The organism is Caproiciproducens sp. NJN-50 (assembly GCF_004103755.1).
In the GTDB taxonomy this organism is placed as follows: domain Bacteria; phylum Bacillota; class Clostridia; order Oscillospirales; family Acutalibacteraceae; genus Caproicibacter.
Genome location: NZ_CP035283.1, coordinates 2390216 through 2416918 on the forward strand (window position 1 = coordinate 2390216; position 26703 = coordinate 2416918).

Sequence of the window (26703 nt, forward strand, 5' to 3'; positions counted from 1 at the left end):
GTCAGATATCCCTCTTGGCTAAAAATTCATTGATCACCTGATAGGCCCGTTTTACATGGACAAAACGAGACGGAAGCATGAGGAAAGCGTGCAGGGCGTCCTTCATCCGGTAGATCTCGACCTCGTTTCCGGCATCGCGCAGCTTTTTTCCGTAACATTCACCTTCGTCCCGCAAGGGGCAAAACTCCGCTGAAATAATCAGCGTGCGGGGCTGGCGCGAAAAATCACGGGACAACAGAGGGGCAAAATACGGATTACCGAAATCATCTTCCGATCCGCTGTATAATTCCATGAAGCTCTGAACCCGTCTGGAAGTGAGCAGATACTTTGTTCCATTCTCTTTCACCGAGGGAAACGGGGAACTGTCGCCGTAATCGTTAAAGGTGGCGGGGTATAACAGAATCTGCCGCCGGGGAATAAATTCCCCCCTGTCTCTCGCCATCAAGGAAACCGCCGCGGCCAGATTGCCCCCGGCGCTGTCGCCTATCAAGGTAATATTCTCCTGCCTGACAGGAAGGATATGCCCCATAAAAAATTCTCTTGCAACGGCATAGCAGTCTTCCGGTGCGGCGGGGAACCGGTATTCCGGCGCTAGATGATAATCCACGGAGGCAACCGTGTGCCCCGTCGCTTTTGCGAGATCAGCGCACACGCCCGTGTAGTTCTCGATTCCCCCGGTGACCCATCCGCCTCCATGAAAAAACAAGAGGACGGGGAAAGGGCCGGCGCCTGCCGGCCGGAACATGCGCACGGGGACATTATGATCTCCGCACATGATCTTTTGGTCCCACATCTGATAATCAGTTGGTCTGCCCCGCAGCCTCGCCAAGAGAAGTTCAGCCTGACGCTCAGCCTTATAGCTTTTCTTCACATCGGCTTCCAACGCCGTAATTGCCTTTAACGCCGCGCGCATCGCCTTATTGATTGCCAACAGCGCATCTCCTTCTCATAATGGTCCGGGGCGGGTTTTGCGGTCCCGGCAGATTTCCGGCCTGATGCGAAGCCTGTCTTTCTTTTATTATACACTATCGTGGCATGGCGCGTTAAATGCGAAAAAAATAAATGCGGCAGATTCGTCCGAGAATCGGCCCCGCAGTCGGATTGCCCGCGAAAAGTCCTCAGATTCTTCAAATAGAATTATAAGTGCAGGATACACTTATTTCCCTATCGTTTCGTGATATGCTGAATATATAATCCGTTCGGCAAGATAAGAAAAGATGAGAAATAAGAATCATGCAATTTAGCGAAATGAATTTAATGCCTGAAATCCTACGGGCAGTGGAGGAAATCGGATATACGGAAGCAACTGACATACAGATCGGCGCGTTTCCCGTGATGTTGGAGGGCAGGGATCTGATCGGCCGTTCCAGCACAGGCACAGGAAAGACCGCCGCCTTCGGAATCCCGATCGTTCAGATGGTTGCTTAAAGCGATCAGGGGCGAGGCCAAGTACTGATCCTGAGCCCTACGCGGGAACTTGCCATACAGACCAGTGAAGGAGTGCGCAAATTTTCAAAATACCTTCAAAATGTCAAAGTGACAATCGTCTGCGGCGGACAGTCCATACAGATACAGATCCGCCAGTTGCGCACGGCGCAGATCATCATTGGAACTCCGGGCCGTATTATGGATCACATGCGCCGCAGGACCTTGTCGTTGGAGAATCTGAAGACGGTCGTTCTGGATGAAGCGGATGAAATGCTGAACATGGGCTTTTTAGAGGATATTCAAACCATCCTTAAGCAGTCTCCCGAAACCAGGCAAACCGTCCTGTTCAGCGCGACCATGCCGCCCGCCATTATGAAGATTACGAAAGAATTTCAAACCGACCCGCAGATCATAGCAGTAGACAAAGGTCAAAAAGCAGTCGATACCATCTCGCAGTTCTACTACAACATCCCCCGGGTCGATAAGACAAAAGCATTAAAACTATTGCTTGAGTATCATCGCCCCAAGCGGGTGCTGATTTTCTGCAATACGAAAAAGATGGTTGACGAGCTCTGCGGGCAACTGAACGACAGCGGATTTCAAACGGCCGGCCTTCATGGCGATTTAAAGCAAAATCAACGCAATCAGGTGATGAGCGACTTTAAAAACGGCCGTACCGTTATCCTCGTTGCGACCGATGTGGCGGCGCGCGGAATTGATGCCGAAGACATCGACGCCGTGTTCAACTACGATATTCCCGATGAAGATGAATATTACGTCCATCGCATCGGCCGCACAGGCCGCGCAGGCAAGGCGGGAGCATCGTATACTCTGGCAGCGGGCAGGTCCCAGCTTCAAAGGGTGCATTCACTGGAAAAATTCATGGACTTAAAAATGGAAGAAGCCTCTGTGCCCGATATTGAGGAGATTCAGAAACGGCATCTTAAAAAATTCAGAGGAACCATCAAACAGTTTATGGATAAAAACAGCGGCTCCGAGTGGACATCGTTTATCGACGAGCTGGAACAGAACGGATATGAAGCAAAACGGATCGCAGCGGCTCTCTGCAAACTGCTCTATGATAAAAGCAGAAAAACCGGCGCCTTAAAAAATGTCCGAAAAATTGAGCCGACTTCCCCTGAAGAGGGAAAAGTCAGGTTAAAAATCGACATCGGCACCGACAACAAAATAATACCTGATTTTATCATCGGCACCATCGTCGAGACAACCGGATTGCCAGTGGTCGCAGTCGGAAAAATCGATCTTTACAGGGAGCGTTCCATTGTTGAAATGGAACCGAATGACGCGGATTTAGTCTTGAAAAAAATGAACGGATACCGAATGAAACAGCGCGTCGTACACATTGCTGCATTGAAAACGAAAGGATTGGGCCACAGAGATCATGCGTATCCGTCTGGTTCTAAACGGCGCATTGACAGCAGAAATCGTTATGGGGCCGGTTCGGCGCATAAATATAACCGCAGCAGAAGCAAATGAAAACAATTTACCCATGTGCGTTGCAACGAAATTATGATACTGTGCGAAAGGGATGGATGAGTATGATAAACGATAAAAAATTAGGTGAATATTGCAGCTTCTTGAACAAGTACGTTCCGGTGCGCATAAGATATTCTTCTAATGATCTTGCTGTAAAATCTTGCGATAACGCCTCCTGCGGCAATGCAGGCTGCAATTTGTGCGACGCCTTTGCAGGAGATAGGTCTAAGGGGAAAGATTGCTTAAATCCAGGTCTTAATCGAAAATACGGACGGAGTTAATCTGCCCGTTTTTCATATCAGGTGCGAGTAAAAATCAATCTATAAAGAATTAAAAAAGCGCTCGCCCAAAGGCAAAGCGCTAAAAATTAAAAATATTAAAAATATAGATATCTCACGAAAGTGGATATCTATTCATATTTTGTCCCGTGTAACGCCCGGGTTATCGACTGCTTACCCACTTTTGTCAAGCCAACAAACAGTTCCTCTTTGACATTAACACCGAATTTGAAGCCTTCGGTTTAGCATGAAAAGATAGGCTTATTGGATATTTCCAACCCGTTAATTATATCATGCTTTTGGCAATCTGTCAAGGAAAGCGCTCAGCGTCAGGGGAACCCCTTTTCAAGAGTAGAGGATTTTCTTGACATCTTTGCGATGCTTATGATATACTGACTGTGTATTCTAAATGTACGAATTGCCTCACATTTTTGTAAGTCATTCACATCGTGAAGACTTGCAAAAATGTGAGTTTTTTATACGGCGGATACAAATAAATTTATGGGGGTACCTGTCTATGAACAACGGTACAGTAAAATGGTTTAACGAAACAAAAGGATTTGGCTTCATTTCCAACGACGACGGCAGCGGAGACGTGTTTTTCCATTTTTCCGCCGTCCAGTCTGCTGGGTATAAAACTCTTGCAGAAGGCCAAAAAGTTTCTTATGACATTGAGACTGATCCAAAAGACAGCAGCAAAATGCGTGCCGTCAATGTTCGTGTCGCATAAATTTCCGGTTTGCCAGACCGCCCATTCGGGCGGCTTTTTTATGTTTACCCTGTGAGGTCTCCTAATGTACAGTCTCTTCTTCGTTCTATGGCCAATCGTTCTCGTTCATGTCGGGTCCATATCTTTGCTGTATTATGTAAACAAATGAAGTCCATGGAGGTTCATATGAGTCAAAATACAAAAGCGGTTTTGAAAAGCAAACTCGCCGTGTATACGGTCTGCTATCAGGAGGCCAAAAAGACAAAAGACTTGAAGCGTATAGCTTTGATTGGGCCTATTATTACAGACCTGCAGGATGAACTTGAATTGCTTCTCGAAGAATAAGTAAAGTATAGCGGCAAACCCAGATTTCGCTCTTAGCCCGTGCCGGGCTTTGCCCTGCAGCATGCCAGGGATGGAATAAAAATAACTTTCGCCATAATTCCCTCTAATTAAAAAAATTGACATTGGTGCATATCCAGCGTATAGTAATTGTAATATCATCCCGTCAGGCATTAATTTTATAATTTGAGGTGTTTCATGTACACAGACAAAACGTTAGTTTGCAAAGATTGTGGTCAGGAATTTGTATTTACTGCCAGCGAGCAGGAGTTTTTCGCTGAAAAAGGCTTTATGAATGAACCGCAGCGATGCAAATCCTGCCGAGACACACGGAAAAACTCCAAAGAAAGATCCGGCGGCAGCCGTGAGATGTTCGATGCGGTTTGCGCTTCTTGCGGCAAGCCGTGCAAGGTTCCTTTTCAGCCGAGAGATGGTCGCCCGGTATACTGCAGCGATTGCTTCGCGAAAAACAGAAGATAAAAATCTGAAGATTTCAGTGCGCCTTTTTGGGCGCACTTTTTTGAGTAAATTGCCTTATTCTTTCTGTCCTTCCTCGAAATACTTCACGGCCGTTCATATGCTTCATTGGGCGTCTTAGATCATTCTTCATCCCCGCCTCTGTCCGGTAAACGGTCTTTGCCAAGCTCGTGAATCTGTGTCTGAGCTCTTCGTATGCTTGATGCTGATAATCGAGTAACTGCCGCAGGCGTCACAGCCGGGCGGTCGTGGTGCGCGCTTCTTCGTGGCCTTGGAGGGAGGATGGCGGCGAAACAAAAAATTTCTTATTTATAATAATTCTTTCTTTCCTGCATTTCGGTGCTTCTCCAGCGTAGAATAAAAAGGAAAGAAGATGATACAAATGGGCCTTTCAAAAAAAGTCACCGGATACGATCGTTTCGTGGACAAATTCAACAGGAAGAACAAACAGACAGATAATTTTCAGCCAAAGAGCCATTTAGGCAATAAACCCATCGCACACGCCCCGAAAAACAGTCCGGGAAAGTAGAACCAATTTGGCACAGATTTTGCAAGCGTTCTGAAAACAGGCCAACTGCTTTTAGAGCGTTTTTTGTTTTCCTCTTCCGGCTTTCGGGCGTATCAACATAAACCCCATCAATCAGTCGATCCACTATGACTGGAACATTAAAAGTGCTCAGAACTGTTTTTGAGAATTAGCATGTTATCACATCAATGCCATAATAATAATCATTTTTCGCCCATCCAAGTGTGTCTACGAAAGCACTAAACTCCATTGTTTCAAAACCTTTAGCTAAAAAAGCAAAACTTTCATTTAACCATCCCAATAAATTCCAATTTATCTGCCCGTTTTATAAATAAGCTGGATCCACTGACATTTTACCATATATTAAAGATAAAGAAGCCGATCATCTATGATCGACTTCTTTCGACGAATATTTTGGCAAAGGCTGATAATTTTGATACAGGGTGCATTTTCACAAAAGAAAAGTTCTGCGTGGGTTTCAATCGTTCTGCGCGAGTACAATCGTTCTGCGTGGGTTTATCGCGTGGCAATAGCACCGAGAAATTATGTGACTCTATGGTGTTACGATATTAGGATACGCCCTCTGTGCCTGTCTTCTCATCTGTGTTGCTTTTTCCATATTTAGCATTAATACGGTTGATTTCTTCTTTGATGATATCACCAAAAGTTTTGTCGTCCATGTCAATGCTTTGGCTTGCTGCAACGGACTTATCTGCAAATGCGTCAAATATCGCTTGCTTGTTTTCCAATGTTGACATTATTTTTTCATCCACTGTGTTTTCACAGAGAAGGCGATAAACCAATACATTACGTGTTTGTCCCATGCGATATGCTCGCGAGATAGCTTGATTTTCTATTGATGGCTTAAATTGCGGCTCGCAAATTACAATCACACTTGCTGCCTGAATATTCAAGCCGGTACCGCCAGATTGAATTTGAGCAGCGAGAACAGTTCCAGCGGGAGCACTGTCAAATTCATCAATTATTTCCTGCCGGCGTTGAGGGGTAACGGAGCCATTTATGGGGTTCAAGCACTTATTTCCGAGTAGTAATGTAATTTTTCGAATGGTATCCAAGAAGAAAGAAAAGACAATTACTTTCCGCTCCTCCGCCTCAGCTTCTTCAATGATTTCCAGCAAGCGTTTGGCTTTCGAGGAATTATGTAGGTCATCAACATTCCAAGATACCCGTCGTGCATCAGCATAGTGCTTTCCGAGGACTGCTTGTTCATATAGCTGCTCTTCGTTTGGCAAGAGCGTACACCATTCTTTGCTTTCGATGAGTTCCGGCAATTCCGTTAGGACATCTACACGTTTTCGTCTGTAATACACCGGCGCGACCTTTTCTCTGAACTGCGGCGCAGCAGACATAAAAGCCATTCCTTGAATTTGAGCAGCAATTCGAGGTTGGAGCATCTTTATTAGCGCAATCATTTCATCAACTTTATTTTCTAATGCGGTACCGGTCATGAATAGGGTGCGGGAGGCATGGCTGCTTAAATTCCTGACATTTACTGTTCTTCGCGCTTCTGGGTTTTTGATATAGTGGGCTTCATCCACTACCAGAAGTGTGAACTTGAAATTAGCATCAACCTTAAAATAGCCTGTTGTTTCATAGGTAGTAACAGCAACACCACCATCGTTTATCCAAGAACGCAGTGCTGCAGTTCGTCCTGCGCCATGTACTTTTGTAACACTTAATTTGCTCATTTTACGAATTTCACGGCACCAGTTTGTAATCACGCTTGCAGGGCAGACGACCACAAAGTGCGTTGCTCCTATGTTTCGCAAGGAAACCATTGCCGCTATCGCCTGAATCGTTTTGCCGAGTCCCATTTCATCACCGAGAAGGACCTGCTCTTGATGCAGTATGTATTTGACGCCCCATTCTTGATAGCGTCGCAACTCGCAGAGCAGCCCATCAGGAAAGAAGCATTCCTCCTGGATTTCGCGTGCTAAGTCCTCCGGCAGGCCATAAACAGCATCATCTGTGCCAAGAATACCGGGGTTAATATCCTCTAAAATATTAAAAAAGTAAATGGAGTTATTGGAAAAATCTTGCCACGCTTCAGTGTTTGTGCTTCTGTTAATAGCATCAATAGCAACCAATGTTTCTGATGCTGACTTGCCATATTCAGATGATAATAGTTGTCCAAGGAAATTAAATGCCTCGGTAGCTTTTTGCTTGTTGATACTTGATGTAAAAAACCATTTTACCCCATTTGTCGATGGCGAAATATCAGCCAGTGCGTTGTTGATTTTACGGATGTTAGTATTTAGAATTTGTCGACAATTCTCCGTGAGCGGCAAAGCGTGGTTATATTTGAAAATTGACGTTACCAGTTTGGTAGCTGCGGCGGTTTTGCTATCTGTACTCAGTTTAATTTTTACACCTTGACGAGCTTTTGAAACAATATCACCGACAATATGCTTTATGGAATAAGCCGTATCTTCGCTTATTCCATGAACAGAGGCTATTGTATATACGGAGGCCGTGGAAATGTCCGCTATGGAGCAGTATCCGTAGTCCCGTAATGCTTTGACGCGGAACCCTTTTTTATCTCTGTTAATTTCCTCAATGGGGATATCTTTCAAAACAGAGAGAACTTCTTGTGCTACAAGTGCCTCAGATGAAGTTAGTATCTCAGACCGATATTGTTCTGCGGATGTCACAGCGGCTGAAAGTTGGCTCTTTATTCTGTTGTGCTCATCAATAAGCCGTTTCGCATCGGCTGAACTAAACGGTCTTGCCATTCACTATCCCTCCCTAAATGCCAGCAGTTTCACTGCCATCTAAAGTATTGCCTAATTTTTAACCCACCAGCCGCCGCCATTTCTATATCCATTTCGCTCCATAAATGGCGTTACCAGCTTAATATACGGCGTTTCGCATTTGCGGTTTATGCGTAATGCAACCTTCTGAATGAGCTCCTGCTCCAGTGCAGACCACTCCTCATATGCTGCTTTCATTTCAGGTGTGCAATCATCGTCATCGAGGTCATGTCCAAGCCATACACTTTTATTCCATGCTCCAGCGAGAGCGGATGCCAATTCCTCATCGGTGTATTCCTCACCGAGTTTGGCTCGCCAAGAGGCAGCCGTTATATCTGCAAGCGGCTCGCTCCCCATAACCACCGTGCCCTCCGGCAGGACAATAGAATCGTCGCTGTCCTCAGTTTTGTCCGCTTTACGAATGATCTTCTTGACCTTTTCAATTGGGAACGGAGCTTCCTCGGCTGGATGATATTCAATGCTTTCGACTTTTGCAACTGATTCATGGTTGCCTTTTCCAACCGGAATAATTACATAATCCTCCGGCTCCAGAGTATCATCATCTGTCAGATAGCAGTATGTTTTTCCGTATTCCTCAAACTGCACATTACAGAAAATCAAATCGGATTGTTTGCGTAGCGCCTTATCATGAACTGAAGGGTCGAGTATTTCACCCATGCCGTAAAACCGCATAAAATCAAACACGGTTTCAGCGAAATCCGAGAAATCATCCGGAAGCCCGTTCTTATCAAAGGACCCTGTCAGCGTCTTTTGTTCACCGTACAGATAATCGACGGTAATCCTGTAATCTTTTGTTTCGAGGGGATTGTGGATAACATCGGGAGGATTTCCTTCTGTATGAGCGAAGAATACATCAGCATCGAAATCATCTAACAGTGATGTGATACCATCCTCGATATTATATTTTCGTGAAACTTGGCAACCGCTGCCAATATTCTGAATATGTTCCAGCGTCTCAGCCTTTCGGTCAATTATAAGCTGTTCGCTGTAATCCCAAGTGGCGTATTCCCATGTCGCCCCTTCAGGGAGCACGCCGGGCTTTATCTTTGTCACTCGATGGTAGTCCACAGCTATTCGTTCAATTCTATCCGCGTTCGAGAACCCATCAAAAACGAGCAGTTCCGGCATATCAAGGGTAACGCGGATTATGTTTGATATATTATCAAGCTCATCAGTGAGGCCAGAACACAGAGGGCCTCGGAAATGATATACCACATTTTCATCGTTGGTGAGTGTCATTTCCCAATTGCCAACATCGGTGACGAAAGAAACATCGTATTCATTTGAAAAATAGCTACCCACCATTTTCAGGATATATGCAGCTTTCGCGGCATCGATTTTGAAGTTTTTTGAACGGGACTTTATGTACTTGTCGCCATTTCCGTAAGCATAAGATGAGAAGAACACTCTGCCGTCTGTTGTGATGGATAGATGCTGCTCCACCTCATCACCTGGCTGGGGACAAGGACCGTAACAGATGTTGTTTGATACAATCTGCACCTTCTTTGCCATGCCACTAAAAATGCTCTTATTTTCCGGCACAAGTATTCCTCCTTAATGGATTTCACGACGTTGGTTCAACCGAAATACTTCTTCAACATCTCACTGGCCAAATATTCAGCCTCTGGATGCTCATGATTAATTCTCTTAGAGTCTCGTATTTTTAAGAGAGCATCCTTCATTCGGCCTTCTTCGATAATACGAAGAGTGCTGGAGACTCTGGTGTTACTACCGGTCTTTTTAGCATCAAAACCTTTTTCGTAAATCAGGTCAACAAGGTCTTCTCTTTTACCATACCACGATTTAATAAGTTCGAATTGCGTAAGAAAAAACCATCCGCCTGCTGCTGTGAAGGCATCATTAAATTGTTTGTCAGTTATCACTCACTGTTCCTCCAATCACCACGTTTTGACTGCGGGCACACAAATATCGAAATGGTTATTTACTATTTCGTTTAGTTGCGCTGCAATGGTAGAAAACTCGCAGTTTAAGTCAAGCGTTTTGACGCTTATTTTATTGCCGCTCATTTTATAAACGCCATCCGGCTGGATTGTCTCATCTGTCCGTGCATAGAGAAGCATACCTGAAACCTCATGTGGTGTGTTACCAAATTCTATATCCCGATTTTTTACATAGGTAAAAATCTGATACAAGTTGTTGGAGTGCAGGGTGTGCGCATCATATTGCGTTTGCGTTGTATGCGCGTAGTATTTTGCGTCAATGATAAGGACTTTTTCTCCGAATGCCAGAGTAATGTCGCTTGCTTACCATCCTTGCATCCTATGCACAAGAGGAGAGCCTTTCTGCCAGCGAAAATCAAAAATGGCGCATTCGAAGAGCCTTTGAAAACGGCGAGCTCATCAACCTGCGTTTCCTTTTCGGCTATCGTATCTCGAAGGCGGGAATTGAAATTGATGAACAGACGGCCCCAATCGTTTGTGAAATTTTCCAGCGGGTCATCGCTGGTGAAAGCTTCAGCTCCATCAGCAGGGACTTAAACGAGCGCGGTGTTACCTGCGCTCTTGGCGGCAAGTGGTGTGCACAGCGCATTAAAGAAACGGTCAGCAATGAGAAATACATCGGCAACGCACTGCTCCAAAAAACCTTTCGAAATAACCACTTGGAAAAAAAGCAGCTTCCGAACAACGGTGAACTACCGATGTTTTATGCTGAGGAAACGCATCCAGCAATTATTGACAAAGATACCTTTGAAGCGGCGCAGGTTGCTGTGAAAATGAAGCGGGAAGCAACAAAAAACAGACCGCGCCCACAAAAGAGTGAATTCACAGGAAAAATCTACTGCCCATTCTGCGGTAAGAACTACAAGCGGAACACGAGCAATGGCTCGGTCGGATGGAATTGTTCAACTTATCTATCGGAGGGCAAATCCCACTGCCACGGAAAGAAAATCCCTGAAACCACGCTTCAAGCGGTTTGTGCCGATGTGCTCGGCTTAAAAGAATACAATTCGACAGTTTTCAACGCACAGATTGACCGCATTGAGGTGCCAGAAGACAATCACCTGCGCTTCGTTTTCAAAGCGGGAACCGTCGCCGAGCGTGTCTGGGCTGACCGTTCTCGGCGAGAGAGCTGGACGGCAGAGATGCGGCAAGCTGCCGCCGAAAAAACGCGCCAAAGGAGGAAAAAACAATGCCAAAAGTAGTGACAATGATACCTGCCACGAAAAACAAATTTACAACCTTGCCTACCGCATCTATAGCGAAGCGCCGTACCGCTGGTTATGCTCGTGTTTCTACGGATAGCGAGGAGCAGCAGACAAGCTACGAAGCGCAGGTCGACTATTATACAAAGTACATTCAGTCCCGCGATGATTGGGAGTTTGTCAAGGTTTACACCGACGAAGGAATCAGCGCAACGAACACGAAGCACCGTGATGGCTTTAAGGAGATGGTGCGGGATGCCCTTGATGGCAAAATTGATCTTATTATAACAAAGTCCGTCAGCCGCTTTGCCCGAAACACTGTGGACAGTCTCACAACCGTCCGCAAGTTGAAGGAGCACGGTGTGGAGATTTATTTCGAGAAGGAGAACATTTTCACTTTTGACAGCAAAGGCGAGCTGCTCATTACGATTATGTCCTCGCTGGCTCAGGAAGAGAGCCGCTCAATTTCTGAGAATGTCACATGGGGACAACGCAAGCGTTTTGCAGATGGAAAAGTCAGTATGCCGTATAAGCAGTTTCTCGGTTACGAAAAGGGTGAGGATGGCACTCCCGTCGTGAATGAGGAAGAAGCCGCCATTGTCCGACTGATATACAAACTTTTTCTTGAGGGTAAAACCCCTGCAGGTGTTTGCAGGTACCTTGATGCGCAGGGCATTCCCACGCCGTCCGGCAAAAAGAAATGGAGTCAGACAACAGTAGGCAGCATCCTCTCAAATGAGAAATACAAGGGCGATGCGCTCCTACAGAAAAAGTTCACCGTCGACTTCCTGATGAAAAAGATGAAGCCCAACGAGGGCGAAGTTCCGCAATACTATGTTGAGCACAGTCACGAAGCTATCATTAACCCTACAGAATGGGATATGGTACAGGCGGAGATTGCTCGGCGCAAGGCGCTTGGCAGAGTGTACAGCGGTAACAGCGTGTTTTCGTCCAAGCTGGTCTGCGGAGACTGCGGTAGCTTCTTCGGACAGAAGGTATGGCATTCCACAGATGTATACCGTAAGGTGATATGGCGCTGCAACAGCAAATTCAAGGGCCAAAAGAAATGTGCCACGCCACACCTTGACGCAGAAACCATACAGCAGAAGTTCCTGATAGCCTATAACCGCCTGATGGAAGACAGGAGCGGAATCATTGAGGACTGCGAGCTGATGCGTCAGTCGCTTTCGGATTGTTCGGCTCTGGATAGGGAAATCGAACAGCTGACGGAGGAAATCACGGTTGTCGCAGAGATGGTAAAAGCCTGTGTAAAAGAAAACGCTTCTGCGGCGCTATCACAAGAGGACTACAACAAAAAATACAATTCGCTCGTGAAGCGGTATGAAAAGGCAACGAAACGGGTTGATGAGCTCTGCGCGGAGCGTACACGCAAGCAAGACCGTGACCGCGAGCTCCGGCTATTCATTGAGTCCATAAAGGAACAGCCTCTCATTCTCGAAAGCTGGGACGAAAGGCTGTGGATTGCACTGCTCAATAAGACTACGGTTTTCCACGACGGCAGGATGGTATTCGAGTTCAAAAACGGAGCAGAGATTGAGGTTGGGCTGTAAGGCTCAGCCTCTTTTTTTACCCTTGCACCCACCTCCAAGCATTAATGCACCCACCTCGAATTTTTGCACCCACTCACGGACAATCGTTCTGCGCGGGTATGGAAAAATGCAAAAATGCTCGGAGGCTGGGTGCGTTTTGTGCTATCAGGCAACGCAGTGCAAAGAGATAAAATACAAAAAAATCCCGTAACTACGGGCTTTTCCGGCATAAAGCAAGAACGCTAATGTTGACACCTACCGTATCAATATTAGCGTTCTTATATGGTGGACCCGAAGGGGATCGAACCCTCGAACCTCACGGATGCGAACCGTGCGCTCTCCCAAACTGAGCTACGGGCCCATGATGTATGAATTTGTTTTAATATTGCAGATAGGTTACTGTTGTGATGGCACTGAGCCCGATGTGGTTTTACGACCAATCCTCGACCTCCGCGTTGCGAACGCGGCGCTCTCCCAGCTGAGCTACGAGCCCATGTGTTATTCAATTTTGTGATGTGACCGATATGACTGCCAAGCGAGTTACGTACCGTTGCGAAAACCATTCCGCCCTGCTCTCTCAGCTGAACTACAGGTCCATGTGTTACCTCAGCAACGGTTGCTATTATATCACGTTGCGTTGAAAAATGCAACCACCAATTACATTTTTCTGCCTTTTTCTAACTAGTTAGATTCATCCAGCACATCTGAAAGACACAACCAAAAAAGAACCCCTTGCATCCCGAAGCGCCCAAATCCAGTTACAGTCCGTCCGTAGCGGTCATCATCGGGAGTAATTATCCGATTTACTGGATTTGTTTGCAGGGACAACAAGGGTAGGTTTTCAACTAATTTTTAAGATACAGTGCCGCAACGGAGTCGCCCGAATACTCCGGGAGAAGACTGGGAACATGAACACTTTTCTCAATGTATCCTGAACCGATTCCAGTGGAAGAATAAATCAGTGCAAAAAGAACGCCGGTCTGGATCCAAAGTATTGTGACATCCGTCAATCCATGGACAAAAACAGCGGCGGAAGCGGCCGCCATTAAAATGTTCATATCCATGCAGATGTTATTGCGCACTCGAAGGAACAACAGCTTTAACTGTACGCCGACATAGATCCCGATGCAGGCAAAGCCGACGATTCCGAAATTCAGCAGAACATCAAGAAATAAATTGTGACAGTGATACGTTTTGTATCCGGAAAACTGTTCGTAGATCATCTGATAGGCCATCGCACCGCGCCCAAAAAACAGGTGCTGCTCAATTCCCTTGACGGAAGCCGTCCAGATGGAAAGTCTCTGGGCCAGCGTTCGGTCAATCGCCTGCGAACCGCGTGGTAAAAGCTGAGGGAAAACAGCCAGCAATCCAACGAAAACAACAACCGAAAGAATAAAGGCAACCGCAATTTTATTTTTCTTTTTCAAAAAAAGCATAACGGCAACCGCCGCAAACATCGCGGTAAAGGATGAAAAGCTGGCGGTCAGATACAGGCCTATGAAATTAAGTCCGATCACTGCAAAATAGAAAGCGCTGAGTTCCGCATTCGTAAAAATACGGTAAAGCGCAATGATTACGACGAATTCGATGATCATGCCATAATAGTTCGCATTGATAAATACCGACACCGGACGATAATCCGGTATGGTGGAAAGCGCAGAAGCTTTTTGATACAAAGCGACAAACAGGCTTATAATGCTGCCGACACAGATCAGGTCCATCGCCTCGTTAAAGATGGAGCGCGTCATGATGCTGCGGATATAAAGCGCGCAGCTGACCACCGCGTAAATCAGAATGGAATACGCCATACCGATGTAATTATTGTATATTGCCGCGACAAAAAATGTAACAATTAAAAACGCAAACAGAAATTTTGTATAAGGCGCCTCAAATGCGCGAACCCTTTTCTTGCAGTTGATCATCGTCATCAGCGCGATCCCGATTACGACAACCATGCTGACATAAAACGGGGCAAAGATAGAAGCGGTCAGTAATATTACCAGAAGCCGATCAAAATCCGCATAGACCAGCTGAACGTTCCGCAGAAAATCAAATCGGATACTCTCTTTCACAGCTTGAAGAATAACGGTCAGCTCCTTTTCTTAAAATTTCCTCTCCTCATGCCACAACTGATAATTATATCACACCACCGGAACGAAACAAGATCAATTCTAATTGAATCGCCAAATATTAATCAAATCTATTTGTTAATTATAACGAAAAAAATGAACATAATTTTAAGTTTTTAACAATTAATTGGAAACATTCTATGATTTCATCTTTTTTATGATACGATAGAGGTAAATAAAATGTTAAAACGAAGCGGAGAAAGTTGAATGATGGAAAACACCAACTCTTATTGTGAACGGTTTCATCCGGACTATTCATCCGGGCTGAACTCGGAACAAATCAAGGCCCGGCAGAATCAGGGGCTCGCGAACGGCCGGGAAGAATCCGGCACCCGCACCACCGGTCAGATCGTGCGGAGCAATCTCGTCACTCCGTTCAATATCCTGAACTTGATTCTCGCTTCTCTGATTATTATGGTCGGCTCCTACAAAAACCTGCTGTTTCTCGGCGTGATCGTCTGCAACACCCTGATCGGCACCATACAGGAAATCCGGGCAAAAAAAATGATCGACCGCCTGTCGCTGATCACAGCGCCGAAAGCGCATGTGATCCGAAACGGGAAGGAGAGCGAAGTCCCGGTCTCAGAGCTTGTCCTGGACGACGTAATGCTTCTTTCCACGGGAAATCAGGTCTGTGCGGACTGCGTCATTTTAAACGGAGAGTGCGAGACGGATGAATCTTTGATCACCGGCGAATCCGATCCTGTGCCAAAGCGCAGCGGCGACAGCCTTTTCAGCGGCAGCTTTCTGGTCGGCGGCAGCTGCAGGGCCCAGGCGGAACACATCGGCGAAGACAACTACGCCTCCAAAATCGCCGCGAGCGCCCGCTACCTGAAAAAACCGAATTCCGAGATCATGACCTGGATGAACCGCATCATCAAAATTACAGGATTTGCCATTCTGCCGATCGGCATCCTGATGTTTTACAAACAGATGACCGTTTCCGGTCAGGCTCTCCGCCCCGCGGTAGTCAGTACGGTCGCCGCGCTGATCGGCATGATTCCGGAGGGGCTCGTGCTGCTCACCAGCGTAGTGCTCGCGGTCGGGATTCTCCGCCTTTCGCGGCATAAGGCGCTGGTGCAGGAGCTGTACTCCATCGAAACGCTCGCGCACGTGGACACTCTTTGCCTGGATAAAACCGGAACTCTGACGCAGGGCACGCTCCAAGCCGAGGCTGTCGTTCCTCTGTGCGACATTCCCCGGGAAAGAGCGGAAGAGGCCCTTTCGGCTCTCGCGGCCGCCATGGACGACCATTCTCCAACGATGAACGCTATCCGGGAGATCATGCCGCAGCCGCCCGAATGGACCTGTGAGAGCAATGTTTCCTTTTCCTCCGCCCGCAAATGGAGCGGCGCCTGTTTCAAGGACAAGGGGAGCTTTGTTCTCGGCGCGGGGCAGTTCGTTCTGAAAGACCGGTTTGAAGATGTCCGTCCTCAGGTGGAAAAATACGCGGGCCGCGGAAAACGCGTTCTTCTTCTCGCCCACTCGGACAAGCCTCTTGGGGACCGGGAGCTGCCCGAAGGCCTTAAGCCCTTGCTGCTTGTCCTGCTCAGCGACAGGATCCGGCCGGGCGTCCGGGAAACGCTCGCCTATTTCGCCGATCAGGGCGTTGAACTGAAAGTGATTTCGGGCGACGATGTCCACACCGCTGCAAGCATTGCCGAAAAAGCGGGATTGAAAAACGCGGACCGCTGCGTGGATGCATCCAGCCTGAAAAGTGAAGAGGAGGTGAAGGAAGCCGCGGAAGCCTATACGGTATTCGGAAGGGTCACTCCGGATCAGAAATTGAATCTGATCCGGGCTCTGAAGGAGAAAAAACACACTGTCGCCATGACGGGCGACGGGGTCAACGACGTCCCCGCCCTGAAGGAAAGCGACTGCAGCATCGCGATGGCGTCCGGAAGCGACGCCGCGCGGACGGTTTCGCAGATTGTGCTGATGGACTCGGATTTTTCCTCCATGCCCCGCATCGTGGCGGAGGGACGCCGCTGCATCAACAACCTTCAGCGGTCCGCGTCTCTGTTCCTGGTCAAGGCGATCTTCTCCGCCGTCATCGCGGTTCTGTTTCTTTTTCTGACCTGCGCCTATCCGTTTCAGCCGATTCAGTTTACGCTGATCAACGCCGTCTCCATTGGGATCCCGTCGTTTTTTCTCGCGCTGGAGCCAAACCGGGATCGTTTGCGCGGAAGCTTTATCGGAAACGTCATGCAGAAATCGGTTCCGGGGGCGGCAGCTATGACTCTGAACATCGTGCTTCTGGTCGCCCTCTCCTCCTTCCTGGGCTTCTCCCGCGCGGAACAGTCCACACTCGCCGTGCTGATCACCGGTTTTACCGGACTTCTGATTCTGTTTAAGATCTGTTTCCCTTTCAACACGGCGCGGGTCATCCTCTTTTTGACCATGGCAGTGCTCTTTGTTCTTGCGCTTGTCTTTTTCCCTTCCCTGTTTGAGGTGACCGTCCCGACCATTCCCATGCTGCTGATGCTGGTTCCGATGTTTCTATTTGCCGCAAGCGCGATGGCCGTCATCTATCATCTGATCGAACGGATCTTTCTGCGAAAATAATCACCGAAGCCCGATTTTCTTAAAAAAGGAGTCGCTCGAAAGACCCGCGGGCCTGATATACCTCCCCAATCCAAACAAACACTCCGGCGTATTTGTAATATAGTTCGTCTTTTTCATGCAGTTCATGCTCGCCTGAAATCCGATCTCTTTGAGAACCGGAACCGATTCCTTGCTGACGGCCCCGAACGGGTACACAAAAGCCGTCGGTGCCTGCCCGGTATGTTCCAGCATCTCCGTCTGCATCTTTCCCAGGTCCTTCCGCAGGACCGACTGGTAGGAAACCGCGCTTTCCCATCTGAGCTTCTGGGCGCCGTATCTCCCTTTGGTTGCGTGGAGGTTATAGGAATGGTTTTGAATTTCAACCAGGCCGGAATCTGCCATTTCCTCGATCTCCCCCCATGTCAGGTAGGAATAGTTCGGGTGATCGGCGTCGCCTTCCGTATACTGGTCTGTATAGTAGCCTACCGGAGAAATCACGATTTTGGCCTGATATTTCTCCGCGATTGGATACGCATAATAATAATTGTTGTAAAACCCGTCGTCAAAGGTGATCATCACGGGCTTCTCCGGGAGCGGGACCTGCCCGTACACGTAATTCAGGAGGTCGCGGACCACGACTGTATGATAACCGTTTTTTTGCAGCCATGCAAAATCGCTTTCCAGCGTTTCCGGCGATACGGTATAATTCCCCTGAAAACGCGCCTCCCGCAGGATGCTGTGGTACATCACAATGGGCAGCGGCACCCCGTTTTTCTTTTCCGCTTGCCGGACCGCGGCCACTGTCCCCCCGCAGAAGCAAAACGCGAGCAGAACCACAGTCAGGGCAGACAGAAAAAAGCGATGGATTTTTATCGATCGAAACATAAATAACCCGCCCCCGTTTAATATATGGAAGCGGGCCGCAGGATATCACTGATTTCATCCCATCCCGGTTTTCAGAAAGGCACCGCAATGCGGTAAACGACAAAATAATGGAATATGCTCCCGGCAAGGACAAACAAATGCCAGACGGAGTGAATGTATTTTCTTTTTTTCCCGATTCCGTACAAAACGGCCCCGACTGTGTAAAAAACGCCGCCAAGCACCAAGTTCCGAATCGAAGTTCCATCCAGATGGGCGATCAAAGGCTTTAAAAAGAAAAGGACCAGCCACCCGAGCCCGATGTAGCAGATCATCGAAAAGACCCGGAACCGTTGGACGCTGATCGCATTCAACGCGATTCCAACGGCGGAGACGCCCCAGACAATCGCAAACAGGACCCAGCCGGTCGCGCCGCCGAAGGAAAGCAGCGCGACCGGCGTATAAGTGCCGGAGATCAAAAGGAAAATCGTGCAGTGGTCCAAGGTGCGCAGCACCCGTTTTCCCCTGCAGACGCCTAAACCATGATACAGGGATGAAATAAGATAAAGCAGGATCATGCTGCCGCCGAATACCGACACGCTGACCAGGGTCAGCGTGTCCCGCCGGCAGTTGAGAAGGAGTAAAACCAGCCCCGCGGCCGCGGCCAGCATGCCGATGCCATGCGTCGCCGAATTCAGAATCTCCTCCGGCACGGTATAAGAAGGCAGTCCCAATTCTTCCCTGCTCAGCTTGCGCCCGATTTTTTTGACGTCGCCGCTCATGCTCTATCAGCCCCATTACATGTAGTTTTAATTACTATGTGTAATAGTCTATATCATTATTTATTGCATGTCAAGCCGGTCCAGGCCTTCCATCCGAAACGAAGGAATAAAATTTTTGCTGGCGGACCGCCGTTCCTGAACATATCCATCCAGATTCAAGGAAAAAAGATGGTTCTGGACCTTTTCATATTCCCTCGCCGTGATCCTCCTGTTCAGATCCGGAAGGCGCTCCGCCTTCCCGCAGGGCACGTATTGGGCCATCAGGCTGACGGGAACTCCGGGCAGATTGGCCGCGAGCCAGTCCAACACGGCGATGGAATCCCGCGTGTGGCCGGGCAGCATCAGGTGGCGCACAAGGGTCCCCTTTTGCATCATCCCGTCCGCGTCATACTCAGCGGTCCCCGTCTGCCGCGCCATTTCGAGCACGGCGGCGCGGGAAACAGCCACATAGTCTTCCGCGCCGGAAAGCCGTCGGGCCAATCCGCTGTCCGCGTACTTGAGGTCCGGCAGATAGATGTCGACCAGCCCGTCCAGCATGCGCAGAGTTTCAATGGTCTCATAGCCTCCGCAGTTGTAGACGACCGGGACAGGCGGACTCCAGAGGGACAGCGCCTGGGCGACCGCCGGAACAAAATGCGTGGCCGTGACCAGGTTGATATTGTGCGCCCCCTGCTTCACCAGGCTTCGGAATACGGCTGAAAGCTCCTCCGGCGTCAGGATTTTCCCGGCATTCCTCCGCGTGCTGATCTCATAATTCTGACAGAAAACACACTGCAGCGAGCAGCCCGTGAAAAACACGGCTCCGGAACCGCGCGTTCCGCTCAGGCAGGGTTCCTCCCAAAAATGAAGCGCCGCGCGCGCCACCACGGGATCCGCGCCCATGCCACAGAAGCCCTTCCCCTCTTTCGCTTCGCGCAGCGCACCGCAGCGCCGGGGGCAGAGCCCGCAGTGTTCAATCCGCATCCATGTCCTCCTTCAGCGCCAGGAACGCCGCCAGGCCGCCGCGCTTCCCCCGGCTGGCCCGATGGGAAAACAGGAGGTCGGGATGACATTGGGTGCAGAGTCCGGAGACAGAGATATTTTCCCCCCGCACTCCGGCGCTCATCAGAATGCGCCTGTTCGCCTCCCATAAATCAATATGGTATTTTCCCTCTCCGTCTTCCCTGATCCATTCCCACGGGGAAAGATCGCGCATCCCGGCAAAAGTTTCATAGACGGGAGCGTCCACTTCAAAACAACAGGGACCGATCGACGGGCCGATCACGCAGACGACGTCCTCCGGACGGCTGCCGAATTCCCGGGCCATCGAACGCACCGTCTCCGCGCCGATCCGGGCCGCGGTCCCGCGCCAACCGGCATGGGAAAGTCCAGCCGCCTTTCTGACCGGGTCTGCGAAATAGAGCGCGGCGCAGTCCGCATGGTGCGTCACAAGCGTTACTCCGGGCTCGTCGGTGATCAGTCCGTCCACGCCCGAAGGCTTTTGCTTTGTAAAGCCTTCCCCGCGGTTTTGCCTGCCGACCCGCCGGACCACCGTTCGATGGACCTGCGCCGAGGACACCAGCGAATCCGCGCCAAACCCCGCGGCCTCACAGATGCGGCGGTAATTTTCCATCACGTTTTCGTCGGGGTCCCCTCTTCCGAACGCCAGGTTCAGCGAAGAAAACTCATTCCGGCTGACGCCTCCGATCCGGGTGGAAAACGCGTGGCGAACAAACGGCAGGGCTTCGAGCGCCGGAAACGTTAAAAATTCAATTCCGTTTTTCCGATTCAGCTTCACCTGTTTTTCCTGCAATACCATAACAAGCCTCCGAATTTTTCTGCGACTTCGATTGTAGCACAGAATGCCGCACGGCACAACGTAAATGTTCCTTTCTGTCCCAGCCCCAAAAAAAGAGAGCTGTTCGCTCTCCGGCCTTGAAGTGCAGTTGTCCCGCGGCATGAAAACCGCTACTCTTTTGTATTCTTTTGCTGCTCCTGAGCCAATTTGAAAATGCGGGCCATTTCCAATAACTTTTGTCTGTTTTCTACGGTAAGTCCCCTGATCTCACTCTGGATCGCACAGGTAAAGTCATCGAACGCCGCCTCCATCTTTCGCGGCTGACAGGATTCTCCCAAAAGGCCGCTGATTGGCACATTCAGAATTTCCGCATACCGATTGGCAACCGTTATTTTCGGCGTGCGCTGATTGGTTTCGTAACGGCTGATAACCTGTTTTGAGGTCCCGAGAAGTCTTGCAAAATCCTCTTGCGACATGCGGTGCTCCAGGCGGATTGCTTTGAGTCTGTCTCCAAATCTTTGTTCCAATCCCATCACCCGTATTTCTCTAATGCTTTCATTAAAGCATAAATCGTCACCAAATGCAAGACGGCAACTTCTCCCCAAAAGCCTGATATGGCAGTTGCAAGTCCTAAAGTTTGTACAATCGCCGGACAATTGATAAAAAACAGTATTATTTTAAGCTGGTGTCGGCAAGCTTTCCGTAAATTTTTTTGCGTCACATGTCACCAATCGGGTGACTGCGTTTGCCTTGCTGCCTCCGGCCCAATCATCACAAGGGTGTCATTGACCTCTGCGGAAATAAATAGAATTAAAATTGATATATACTAATGATAAAGAATGCCCGCAGGCAAAATCCGGCCGCAGGCTATTTTAGTTCCCGAATTTCCGGATGGCTGAGTCGTGAAATCATCCGGCGACGCATGAATAATGACCGTGCGGCCGACAACCTCTTTCACCGTAAACCTGTCAGTGAAAAATGCCATGAAGGCATAACCCCGATTTCCGAACAGCGGGGGAAGATCGCCGGCATGCGCGGGATGCGGGCAACCGCGCGGATTGTAGTGACCTCCGGCATTTGCAAAGGGGTCCTCATCGTTTCCGGTACAAGAAGTGCCCTCGTGAATATGAAATCCGAACACATTGGATGCACATGTCTCTTCGGCGGGAAGGCCATGAATCTGCGCGACGAGCAGCACCCCGTCCACAGCCTGATAAAACGAAACCGCCCCATGTATGTCGGGATGATCATGGCTGCCAGCCATGATGGCACGGGCTTCAGGCACCCTCCTCAGCATATTTTGCAAATGATTGATTCCAAACTGTGGCAAAGGAACCACCTCCTGAATTATTCTATGCGGGAGAAAATAAACTGCCAACAAAAAGTAAGGAAGCGTTTTATGAGTACAAACAGCGATTTGATTTTAGCTTCTTATCCGGAAAAGACCCGGCCCAAAATGCTCCGGGGCAAGATTCCCCCGGCCGGAATCTGCTTCAACGTCCGGCACCCGGAGCGGCGGCCCGCATATGCCGGATCTAAAATCCTGGTCTCACCCGGACAAAAGATTTGTTCCGCACCGTCCAGACCGGCTCGGACTTTTTCAGGAGGGAATGCCGTTTCTCCGGCTGCAACCAAATCCGGCTCCGCAACGATCATGAGGACAAGGACGATCTCTGCAAACGCGAAAAAACAGAAGCTGAACAGGAGGATTCACAATGAGTCAATCAGCGGGAATTGTCCGACTTTTAGATGATCTTGGAAGAATCGTGATTCCAAAAGAACTGCGCAAGGCCATGCGGCTGGAAGCCGGGACACCGATCGAAATTATCGGACAGGGCGACAGCATCCTTCTCCGCAATTACAGGCCGGACCCGCTCGAGACTGAAAACGAGGAACTCCGCCAGCGGCTGGCTGAAATCAACAATCTGGCCGCGTCTTTCGAGCAGGAGGGGCCATTCGACCCGCAGGAAACATTTGGCCGGATGCAGGAAATCAAAGAACTGAGCTTTTGGGAAACCGACGACAAGGATGTTTGATCACAATGCGCATCGAAGGCCGGCCCCTCCGCCCAGCCGGGGACAAAGGAGAAACGAATAAGCCCTCCCGGCTCCACCTGAGCTGAGAGGGCTCCATTCTATTTCCAACAACGGTATTTCTTATGCTTGTGGTGTCCTTTGTGGACCGGCTCTAAAAAAATAATAATGCTGCCCATTACAATTCCGAGAAGCATTGGTGCAATAAACCTCATCATGACAGTGCAACTCCTTTTTTCAAAATGGTCTATCATATTATGCGCATTTCCGCTAAAATTAGCCGTTCGTCTTTTTTTAGAGTGCTTTTATGATAGCCTTCGACACGCCCGGACGGCACGCCACCGGGCCGAACCCGCAAAGCGCCTGTCCGGCTTGAATTTGGAACTTTATCAGCAGTTTGACAAGCGTTTTTACAGGCCAGGGGCAGAAAAGATCTTTTCCGAGCGGCCTAACTCCGGATATCCAGAATGATTGGCGGGAAACAGTGAAACTTATAGTTCAATGATTTTTGTAGAAGAGAACAAACATAGCGATTAAGAGCAATGAAACAATGGAAAGCAATATGTTCAAAACTGTATCTATAAGAATCAAATCCATAAGTATGCCTCCTTCAGACGTTCTTCCGTATGGAACTAATTGGGAAGAAAATAGTAAAAAAGTTGTAATAATTGTAACAAAAATGTAATCATTTTGCAAGTGAAAAATTTTCCAGTTGTTTGGAAACAGGAAAATTTAGTGGCGGATCCCGATATCCGGCCATGTCTGGCAGGGTAAGGTACAATAGGATAGGCCGCTTTTTGCGGTACATATTTGCCGGAGGCATCAAACTAATGGACAAAGAATTGAAACAGCAATTGGAATGGATGAACACCAACCTAAACACCATCGCAATGAACCAAGCGATCCTTTATACCGAATTAGAACAGATCAAAGAACGGCTGCCGCAGTCGGATGAACCGACCGGCTGATAGGACAAAGCCCCGCCGGAAGGATGGCGGGGCAAAATTTTATGCCGCTTTTCGCGTTGTATCATAAAAAAAAAGAGAGCTATTCGCTCTCTTTTTGCGCCTCGGCAGCTCGTGTTTCCGCCGTATCCTCAGATTCCTCCCGAAACGGCAGAATTGTTTTTTTCACGACCATTCCTTCATATTTCAGCTTAAACTGGACCCGGCCGAAAAAACGATGGCCGCAGTGACGGCAGGTAAACGGGGCGCGGAAGCTCTTGTTATGAAGCTGCCATTTGCCCGACCTGCGCGCGCGGCGGCCGCACTGGTCGCAATAGAAAATAAGGTCCGACGGCTGGATCTGAGGATGGTTCAGATTGCAAACCGCCACGGTGCGGAACTCGACGCGGTTGTAGAATTCCTCCGTCTCGGCATCCTGCAGAAACGGCTCCAGTTTTACCGGATCGTAAAGCTTTTGCAGACAACGCATCGAAAGCAAGCTGTCGCCCAGCGCCCGGTGATGATCGAAGCCGCTCTCATCGATTTTCAAAAGCTGGGCGGCCGTCGAAAGTCCCATCTGCTTCGTACAGTCGTAGGAAAGACATCGCTCACAGTAAGCCTGAAGATTCACATAGCGCCGAAGGAACGGAATGCGCCTGCTTCCGCAGAAATATTTGTAATTTTCAATCAGCGCGAGAATGTCCGAAGTGCCCCAGGTCATGATGACACAATCCCCGGCCCAGCGCCGGAAACGGCTGACAACCTGCAGAAACTGCGGCCCGTCCGCCAGCTCTTCGTTCGTAATGCTGGTCAGGTCTCTGATTTTTCCGCTGATTTTCTTGCCAACCTGAGGGCGGATCAGCATTTCAAACGTATCAAGAATATGAAATTCCTCATCCACCTTGACGGCGCCGCATTCGATGATCTCATTCATAAAGCCCTTGAGCCGTCTGCTGTAAGCGCCGTTCCATTCCAGGTCCAATATCACGAATTCCATTATTTTTTCCTGGCGGCCTGCTTCATCCGAAGCTCCTTGCTCAGAATCATTTTGCGCATGCGGATGCTTTTCGGCGTAACCTCGACAAGTTCGTCGGCGCGGATGAATTCCAGGCACTGTTCCAGGCTCATAATGCTGGGCGGAGTCAGCTTGAGCGCTTCGTCGGAGCCGGAGGCGCGGGTATTGGTCGCGTGCTTTTTCTTACAGACATTGACGACGATATCGTCCGATTTTGGGCTTACGCCGACGATCATTCCTTCGTAGACCTCAACGCCGGGGCTGATAAAAAGCCTGCCGCGGTCCTGTGCGTAAAAGAGGCCGTACCCCGTGGATTCGCCCGCCTCGTGGGCAATCAGAGAGCCCTGCGGACGCTGGACGATTTCACCCTTGTAAGGCTCATAGCTGTCGAATACGTTGTTCATGATGCCGTTGCCGTTCGTATCCGTCAGGAATTCCTGCCGGTAGCCCATCAGTCCGCGGGCCGGAATCTTGAATTCCAGGTGGGTCGTGCCGTTGCCGCGCGCACCCATGTTCACCAGCTCCGCCTTGCGCGTTCCCAGCTTTTCCATCACCGCACCCACGTAATTGTCGGGAACCTCGATCATCAGCAGCTCGATCGGCTCACACTTTTTGCCGTTGATCTCCTTGTAGATCACCCTCGGGCCGGTCACCTGAAACTCGAAATCCTGACGGCGCATCTCCTCGATCAGAATCGAAAGATGCAGTTCGCCGCGCCCGGATACCTTGAACGTGTCAGGGGAATCCGTTTCCTCCACGCGCATCGCGACATTCGTCTCCACTTCCTTGAAGAGACGGTCGCGCAGATTGCGAGAAGTGACGTATTTGCCCTCCCGTCCGGCAAACGGACTGTTGTTGACCATAAACATCATGGAAACGGTCGGCTCGTCGATTTTGACAAAGGGAAGCGCTTCCACGCAGTCGGGAGCACAGATGGTCTCGCCGATATTCAGGCCGGTGATGCCCGACACGGCGACCAGGTCCCCGAGGGACGATTCTTCCACTTCCCGGCGCTTCAGGCCCTCGAACTGGTACAGCTTGGTAATTTTAACGTTGGCCGTCGTCCCGTCCCGATGGCAGAGGACCGCGCTGTCGCCGACCCGGATATGCCCGCGCTCAACGCGGCCGATCCCGACCCGGCCGATGTAGTCGTCATAATCGATGTTGGAAAACAGGATCTGCATCGGTCCGTTCGCCTCACCGGACGGAGCCGGGATATTTTTCAGGATCGCGTCGAACAGCGGCTTCATGTCGCCCTCGCGGGCGTTCGGGTCGCCGGAGGCATAGCCGTCGCGCGCGGAAGCGTAGATCACCGGAAATTCGAGCTGGTCCTCATTGGCGCCCAGCTCGATGAACAGGTCGATCACCTCGTCGATCACTTCATCCGGCCTCGCGCCCGGGCGGTCGATCTTATTGAGGACAACCAGCGGCTTTTTACCGAGCCCCAGCGCCTTTTTCAGCACAAAGCGCGTCTGCGGCATGCAGCCCTCGAACGCGTCGACTAAGAGCAGCACCCCGTCGACCATCGTCAGGATACGCTCCACTTCCCCGCCGAAATCGGCGTGGCCGGGAGTATCCACAATATTGATTTTAACGCCGTCATACATGACGGCTGTATTTTTCGCCAGAATCGTAATTCCGCGTTCGCGCTCCAGATCGTTTGAATCCATAACCCGTTCGGCGACGGCCTCGTTCGCACGGAAAACGCCGCTCTGCCTTAGGAGCTGATCCACCAGTGTCGTCTTGCCGTGGTCGACGTGCGCAATAATCGCGACATTTCTGACGTCGTTTCTTACATCCATTGATTTCCCTCTTCTTTCAAATTCGCAGACGTATTATTATATCACATCCATTTG

At 49.4% G+C, this 26703-nt stretch carries 22 protein-coding genes, 2 tRNA genes and 2 pseudogenes; 10 read left to right on the plus strand and 16 right to left on the minus strand.

Annotation, left to right across the window (positions count from 1 at the left end):
* Position 1: 1 nt before the first annotated feature.
* Positions 2-925 carry an alpha/beta hydrolase gene (locus tag EQM14_RS11555; protein ID WP_442861493.1) on the minus strand — a complete coding sequence of 308 codons (924 nt, stop codon included), beginning with the start codon at positions 923-925 and terminating at the stop codon, positions 2-4.
* 332 nt (positions 926-1257) lie between these two features.
* On the opposite strand from EQM14_RS11555, the pseudogene EQM14_RS16735 reads away from it, so the two are divergent.
* The 5 genes and pseudogenes from EQM14_RS16735 to EQM14_RS11575 all read left to right on the plus strand — a co-directional run.
* A pseudogene (locus EQM14_RS16735) lies at positions 1258-2226 on the plus strand (DEAD/DEAH box helicase); the annotation flags it as partial.
* A gap of 96 nt (positions 2227-2322) precedes the next feature.
* Positions 2323-2925, plus strand: coding sequence for a DbpA RNA binding domain-containing protein (locus EQM14_RS16740; protein ID WP_442861494.1), 603 nt, complete (start codon positions 2323-2325; stop codon positions 2923-2925).
* A gap of 795 nt (positions 2926-3720) precedes the next feature.
* Positions 3721-3933 carry a cold-shock protein gene (locus EQM14_RS11570; protein WP_128743187.1) on the plus strand — a complete coding sequence of 71 codons (213 nt, stop codon included), beginning with the start codon at positions 3721-3723 and terminating at the stop codon, positions 3931-3933.
* Positions 3934-4098: 165 nt separating this feature from the next.
* Complete coding sequence (locus tag EQM14_RS16400) at positions 4099-4257, plus strand: hypothetical protein (RefSeq protein WP_164919061.1); 159 nt, start codon at positions 4099-4101, stop codon at positions 4255-4257.
* A 195-nt stretch (positions 4258-4452) separates the two neighbouring features.
* Entirely contained in the window at positions 4453-4734 is a 282-nt protein-coding gene (locus tag EQM14_RS11575) for a zinc-ribbon domain containing protein (RefSeq protein ID WP_128743188.1), read from the plus strand.
* 617 nt (positions 4735-5351) lie between these two features.
* Here EQM14_RS11575 and EQM14_RS16745 read toward each other — a convergent pair.
* The 4 genes and pseudogenes from EQM14_RS16745 to EQM14_RS11590 all read right to left on the minus strand — a co-directional run.
* Positions 5352-5507, minus strand: a pseudogene (locus EQM14_RS16745) (DJ-1/PfpI family protein); the annotation flags it as partial.
* 319 nt (positions 5508-5826) lie between these two features.
* Entirely contained in the window at positions 5827-8010 is a 2184-nt protein-coding gene (locus EQM14_RS11580; protein ID WP_128743189.1) for an SNF2-related protein, read from the minus strand.
* A 51-nt stretch (positions 8011-8061) separates the two neighbouring features.
* Entirely contained in the window at positions 8062-9591 is a 1530-nt protein-coding gene (locus tag EQM14_RS11585; RefSeq protein WP_128743190.1) for a hypothetical protein, read from the minus strand.
* A gap of 35 nt (positions 9592-9626) precedes the next feature.
* On the minus strand, positions 9627-9932 hold the full coding sequence (locus EQM14_RS11590; RefSeq protein WP_128743191.1) for a hypothetical protein: 306 nt from the start codon (positions 9930-9932) through the stop codon (positions 9627-9629).
* Positions 9933-10309: 377 nt separating this feature from the next.
* Here EQM14_RS11590 and EQM14_RS11600 point away from each other — a divergent pair, with 377 nt between their 5' ends.
* Both EQM14_RS11600 and EQM14_RS11605 read left to right on the plus strand, forming a co-directional pair.
* The gene (locus EQM14_RS11600; RefSeq protein ID WP_128743192.1) at positions 10310-11212 is read left to right on the plus strand and encodes a recombinase family protein; all 903 of its coding nucleotides are present in this window, start codon (positions 10310-10312) and stop codon (positions 11210-11212) included.
* Positions 11200-12783 (plus strand): recombinase family protein, encoded by a 1584-nt coding sequence (locus tag EQM14_RS11605; protein ID WP_128743193.1) that lies wholly within the window; start codon positions 11200-11202, stop codon positions 12781-12783. Before EQM14_RS11600 ends, EQM14_RS11605 begins: the two co-directional genes overlap by 13 nt.
* A gap of 262 nt (positions 12784-13045) precedes the next feature.
* On the opposite strand, the gene EQM14_RS11610 is transcribed toward EQM14_RS11605, so the two are convergent.
* From EQM14_RS11610 to EQM14_RS11620, 3 genes are all read right to left on the minus strand, one after another.
* Positions 13046-13123 (minus strand) — tRNA-Ala (locus EQM14_RS11610).
* A 53-nt stretch (positions 13124-13176) separates the two neighbouring features.
* Positions 13177-13255: transfer RNA gene (locus EQM14_RS11615), tRNA-Ala, on the minus strand.
* 352 nt (positions 13256-13607) lie between these two features.
* Positions 13608-14834: an O-antigen ligase family protein gene (locus EQM14_RS11620; protein WP_128743194.1), complete on the minus strand. Its 1227-nt coding sequence runs from the start codon at positions 14832-14834 to the stop codon at positions 13608-13610.
* 264 nt (positions 14835-15098) lie between these two features.
* On the opposite strand from EQM14_RS11620, the gene EQM14_RS11625 reads away from it, so the two are divergent.
* Entirely contained in the window at positions 15099-17456 is a 2358-nt protein-coding gene (locus EQM14_RS11625; RefSeq protein ID WP_128743195.1) for an HAD-IC family P-type ATPase, read from the plus strand.
* On the opposite strand, the gene EQM14_RS11630 is transcribed toward EQM14_RS11625, so the two are convergent.
* The 6 genes from EQM14_RS11630 to EQM14_RS11655 form a co-directional block, all read right to left on the minus strand.
* Positions 17457-18320, minus strand: coding sequence for a polysaccharide deacetylase family protein (locus tag EQM14_RS11630; protein ID WP_128743196.1), 864 nt, complete (start codon positions 18318-18320; stop codon positions 17457-17459).
* A 71-nt stretch (positions 18321-18391) separates the two neighbouring features.
* Positions 18392-19078 carry a PAQR family membrane homeostasis protein TrhA gene (trhA, locus tag EQM14_RS11635; RefSeq protein ID WP_128743197.1) on the minus strand — a complete coding sequence of 229 codons (687 nt, stop codon included), beginning with the start codon at positions 19076-19078 and terminating at the stop codon, positions 18392-18394.
* Between the two features lie 60 nt (positions 19079-19138).
* Positions 19139-20041, minus strand: coding sequence for a radical SAM protein (locus EQM14_RS11640; protein ID WP_128743198.1), 903 nt, complete (start codon positions 20039-20041; stop codon positions 19139-19141).
* Positions 20031-20876, minus strand: a complete 846-nt coding sequence (gene pgeF, locus EQM14_RS11645; RefSeq protein WP_128743199.1) for a peptidoglycan editing factor PgeF — start codon at positions 20874-20876, stop codon at positions 20031-20033. The genes EQM14_RS11640 and pgeF overlap by 11 nt, the downstream gene beginning before the upstream one ends.
* A 149-nt stretch (positions 20877-21025) precedes the next feature.
* Positions 21026-21382, minus strand: a complete 357-nt coding sequence (locus EQM14_RS11650) for a helix-turn-helix domain-containing protein (RefSeq protein ID WP_164919062.1) — start codon at positions 21380-21382, stop codon at positions 21026-21028.
* 299 nt (positions 21383-21681) lie between these two features.
* Positions 21682-22152 carry a superoxide dismutase family protein gene (locus tag EQM14_RS11655; RefSeq protein ID WP_128744322.1) on the minus strand — a complete coding sequence of 157 codons (471 nt, stop codon included), beginning with the start codon at positions 22150-22152 and terminating at the stop codon, positions 21682-21684.
* 418 nt (positions 22153-22570) lie between these two features.
* On the opposite strand from EQM14_RS11655, the gene EQM14_RS16890 reads away from it, so the two are divergent.
* Together EQM14_RS16890 and EQM14_RS16405 are read left to right on the plus strand one after the other, a co-directional pair.
* The gene (locus EQM14_RS16890) at positions 22571-22891 is read left to right on the plus strand and encodes an AbrB/MazE/SpoVT family DNA-binding domain-containing protein (RefSeq protein WP_128743201.1); all 321 of its coding nucleotides are present in this window, start codon (positions 22571-22573) and stop codon (positions 22889-22891) included.
* 827 nt (positions 22892-23718) lie between these two features.
* Positions 23719-23856 carry a hypothetical protein gene (locus tag EQM14_RS16405; protein WP_164919063.1) on the plus strand — a complete coding sequence of 46 codons (138 nt, stop codon included), beginning with the start codon at positions 23719-23721 and terminating at the stop codon, positions 23854-23856.
* 79 nt (positions 23857-23935) lie between these two features.
* Here EQM14_RS16405 and EQM14_RS11665 read toward each other — a convergent pair whose 3' ends face one another.
* Both EQM14_RS11665 and typA read right to left on the minus strand, forming a co-directional pair.
* Positions 23936-24829: a 3'-5' exonuclease gene (locus tag EQM14_RS11665; protein ID WP_128743202.1), complete on the minus strand. Its 894-nt coding sequence runs from the start codon at positions 24827-24829 to the stop codon at positions 23936-23938.
* Positions 24829-26649, minus strand: coding sequence for a translational GTPase TypA (gene typA / locus EQM14_RS11670; RefSeq protein ID WP_128743203.1), 1821 nt, complete (start codon positions 26647-26649; stop codon positions 24829-24831). The genes EQM14_RS11665 and typA overlap by 1 nt, the downstream gene beginning before the upstream one ends.
* Positions 26650-26703 lie beyond the last annotated feature (54 nt).